Here is a 3,371-nt window from a genome sequence, read left to right on the forward strand (position 1 = left end):
GGTGAGGTCTCCACGTGCCATGCCGTTGGCCTACCAGGATCCAGGCCAAGGCGCAGGCGAATCCCCCTGATCTCAACTCCGTACAGGCCCTAGGACGAACACGCGAACGAGGATCATCATCGTCTCTAACTCGGGCATGATCCCTACCGCTCGTCGTCGCTGATCTCGGCGCTGATGCTGATGCTCACGTCGCCGTCGTAGCGCTCTCGGCTCGCGCTGAGTCGGAGGACTCCGTCACGGTGAATGCCGTTCGGCCACTCGGAGCGCCAGGCGCGCGGCACGGTCGTAGGCGTGGTTCTCGCCGCATGCCGAGCAGGAGGGGCGGCCGCCGGCCGCCGGGTGGTCGGGGCACGTCTGGCGGGCGCGCAGGATGCGTTCGGCGATCTCGCGGCGGAGCGCGTCTTCAAGCGCCTGGTAGGCGACGGCTACGGCGGGCCGTTCGGTGACGGTAGCGGCGTGCCGGAAGGCGCGCGTGACGGTGCTGGGGTCGGTCACGGGGTGGCGTCTCCCCCGTCGTCGGTCTGGGCTTCGCGGGCGGCCTGGGCGACGCGATCGACATCAAGCCGCCTCCTGCCGAACTTGTGGCGACGCGATGAACTGGTCTTTTCTGACGACGACTAAACGCGGTGATGGTGGGGGTCCGCTCGGCCGTCGCTACGGCTGCCCGGCAGAGCGTTGCCTCGCTCGGTGATCGGTTGCTGCGAGCCTGTCTTTGCGGTGTAGCGGCGCCGCATCATGCAGCGTTGTTGCCGATGGGGATGCGGGTTGCCTTGGTCCATTCGTACATGCGGCGATCACGGTGGAACACCAAGAGCGACACATGCGAGATCGTGACCTCGACAGGTTTCGCGTCGATCACGTCGAGGGCTTGTGCGATGTGTTCGGTGGCGCTCTCCGTGTTGACGTACGCGATGCTGACATGCGGACGGTACGGGCGTGAGTCAGGGTCTATGGCCTGGGTCGTTGTGATGGCCGTGCGGCAAGCCGCCCGGAGATTCTGGATCTGCGTGGCCGGCACCGCTGGTAGATAGATAGCTTCCGGCACGATGACTGGCCGATGGAAGGTCACGACAGGAGGAGTCGCCCGTCGCAGCTCCGATCGAAGGGCGTCCTCGATCTTCTCCACCGTCCCATTGCTGATCTCGTCCGTGAATCCGATGCCCTGCATGGTGAGATGCAGCCAGGAGCGCGGAATCAGGTCTAAAACCGGGAAGGTCTTCAACGCTTCCTGGTAACGATCAACCAGGCTGTGAAGCTCGGGGTGGTCTTCAAAGGAAAGGTGGCACGCGTAGTAGTGCCGTCCTTCGCGCCAGCCGGGCCGCCACCACCAGTGATTACGAACCTCGGGTACACGCTCGATCGGCATCGTTAGAAGACAGTGATCCCGTTGCGTTGACGTACGGCGGGCTTGCCGTCCTGAGCTGGCCGCGATCCTCCGCGAACACCTCGATGCTTTTGGTATCGGACCCGATGGCCGCATCTTCCACGGCATTGAGGGTGGCGCGCTCTCCGTGAGCACGATCCGGCGGGATGGACCCGCGCCCGTAAGGGAGCCCTGTCCGAAGAAGAGTATGCCTCTCCCCTGGCTAAACGGCCTTACGACCACCGTCATGCTTGCCTGTCAACCTGGCTGAACTCAGGGGTGTCCGCGAAGCAGGTAGCCGACTGGGCAGGCAACAGTCCCAAGGTCCTCCTCAGCACGTACGCCAAGTGCCTCGTGGGAGAGGCAGAGGCTTCTGTCCATCGGATCATCGACGCACTCGGCGGGAGGTCGTGGGAACGCATTGGGAAAGCAGAGCCGCTGTCAGCCGATGACAGCCGGGCACAGCCGGACATCCGTAACTGATCCAGATCATACGAAAGCCCAGGTCATCGCGTGATGATCTGGGCTTCCTTGTAGAGCCGACGAGGGGAATCGAACCCCTGACCTTCTGTTTACAAGCCAGTTCGAGATCGTCCACCAGCGTCTACCGGTGTCAGAAATACCTGCTCACCGACGCCCTCGCCATGATCGCTTTCTACGAACGTCCATCGGTATCCAGGGACGTTGTTAGCAACGTTGTTAGCAAGACCGGCCACCATCGGCGTAATCGTGATGCGCCCTCTCCAGCAGAGCGCGAAGGCGACGAACCTCGTTCCAGCAAACGCAGGACATCGGACCGCGCGTGCGCGATGAACGCCGCGTTCTCATCCCAGCGATCGTCAAGATCTGCAATGTAGGGCTTCGGGAACTGCACCAAGGTGGCCGCCGCCATCTCATTGTTATCCCACGCCGGCCAGCGCTCACCTCGTCCAGTGTGGTATCCGTCGCTCGCCATGGGCACGAGACGTCGCTGGAGTTGAGCATGTCGGGGACCGAAACAATGCTAGGTCCAGCGACACGATCGTGAGTACGACATGACGTTTATCTCACGGATCTTGGGTGCCCGCAGCCCGCTGCGTGCAGGGTTCGAACCCGCGCTGTCGTCCTCTTCTGCCGACGAGCGTGCGCCATATATGACGCGGCGATGACGTCGGAAGGGCGGAGCGAGGCAAACACACAGTCCTGGGTTAGTCAGTAGCCGGGTTCGCCCCCAGCGGCCAGCCGGGCCGCTGCCTCGGCGGGAGTGTCGTCGTAGCCCGGCCGGGCCACGAGCACCGATTGGAAGAAGTGCCCCTGCTCCTCATCTGGGTCGTCATCGGCTGCAAACGGTCGCCACAGCGCGAGGTATAACGCTCGCGCGGTGAACCCCTCATCGTCTTCGTTCGGCATGAGGTCGATGTGGCTTCGGAGCCGCTCCACGACCTCCAGCGCGGGCAAGCCAAAGACGTCAACGTCGCGGTATCGCACCACGTCGCGCTCGTGCGGACGCCACACCTCGATCGCATTGACCCGGTCCCGCGTCGGCCCCGCCCCGAAGCCCACGCTGAACCCAAGCCCGCTCGTCAGGTGCACGGCCAGCTCGCCGTAGGCGGTCGGCTCCAGCGGACCTAACGTTTCGAGCGCTGCTCGTGCCTCGTCCGGCGTCATCCCGAGCCGCAGCGGACCGATCCCATGCGGCGGGTCGAGCACTAACTCCATCCGCTGATCATTGCAGGCTCCCATCCTGGAGAGAAACCGACCAGTTACAATCAGCGGACCGTTGTCACGGCGCACGCTTCTGCCGCTGTTCGAGTGGGCGCACGGCGGCGCTTGACCAAAGGGAACAAGATCGGGTCATGGCGGGATCGAGTAGGTGTGCTTCCGCTGTCAGGCGCTAGGGCGTGTTTCAAAAGGGAGGGCCCCGTCTGAGACTTCGTGTGGGAAGGGCAGCCTCAGACGGGGCTGTGTGCGATCCAGCGTTCGGTTGGCTCCCGAGTCGCTAGCTGATCACTTCGGGTGAGAACCCGCC

At 63.9% G+C, this 3,371-nt stretch carries 3 protein-coding genes; all 3 read right to left on the minus strand.

Annotated elements, in window-relative coordinates; all coding sequences use genetic code 11:
• Positions 1–234: 234 nt before the first annotated feature.
• Positions 235–495 carry a hypothetical protein gene (locus tag ACIBI9_RS67730; RefSeq protein ID WP_397239638.1) on the minus strand — a complete coding sequence of 87 codons (261 nt, stop codon included), beginning with the start codon at positions 493–495 and terminating at the stop codon, positions 235–237.
• A 238-nt stretch (positions 496–733) separates the two neighbouring features.
• The gene (locus ACIBI9_RS67735) at positions 734–1,366 is read right to left on the minus strand and encodes a 2'-5' RNA ligase family protein (RefSeq protein WP_397239640.1); all 633 of its coding nucleotides are present in this window, start codon (positions 1,364–1,366) and stop codon (positions 734–736) included.
• Between the two features lie 1,188 nt (positions 1,367–2,554).
• Positions 2,555–3,061, minus strand: a complete 507-nt coding sequence (locus ACIBI9_RS67740) for a hypothetical protein (protein WP_397239642.1) — start codon at positions 3,059–3,061, stop codon at positions 2,555–2,557.
• Between the last annotated feature and the right edge of the window lie 310 nt (positions 3,062–3,371).

The organism is Nonomuraea sp. NPDC050451, from assembly GCF_044458585.1.

What these genes read in the sequence shown, in the direction of transcription:
- ACIBI9_RS67740 (WP_397239642.1), bottom strand. Translation starts at nt 3,061, where the DNA reads ATGGAGTTAGTGCTCGACCCGCCGCATGGGATCGGTCCGCTGCGGCTC.
- ACIBI9_RS67735 (WP_397239640.1), bottom strand. Translation starts at nt 1,366, where the DNA reads ATGCCGATCGAGCGTGTACCCGAGGTTCGTAATCACTGGTGGTGGCGG.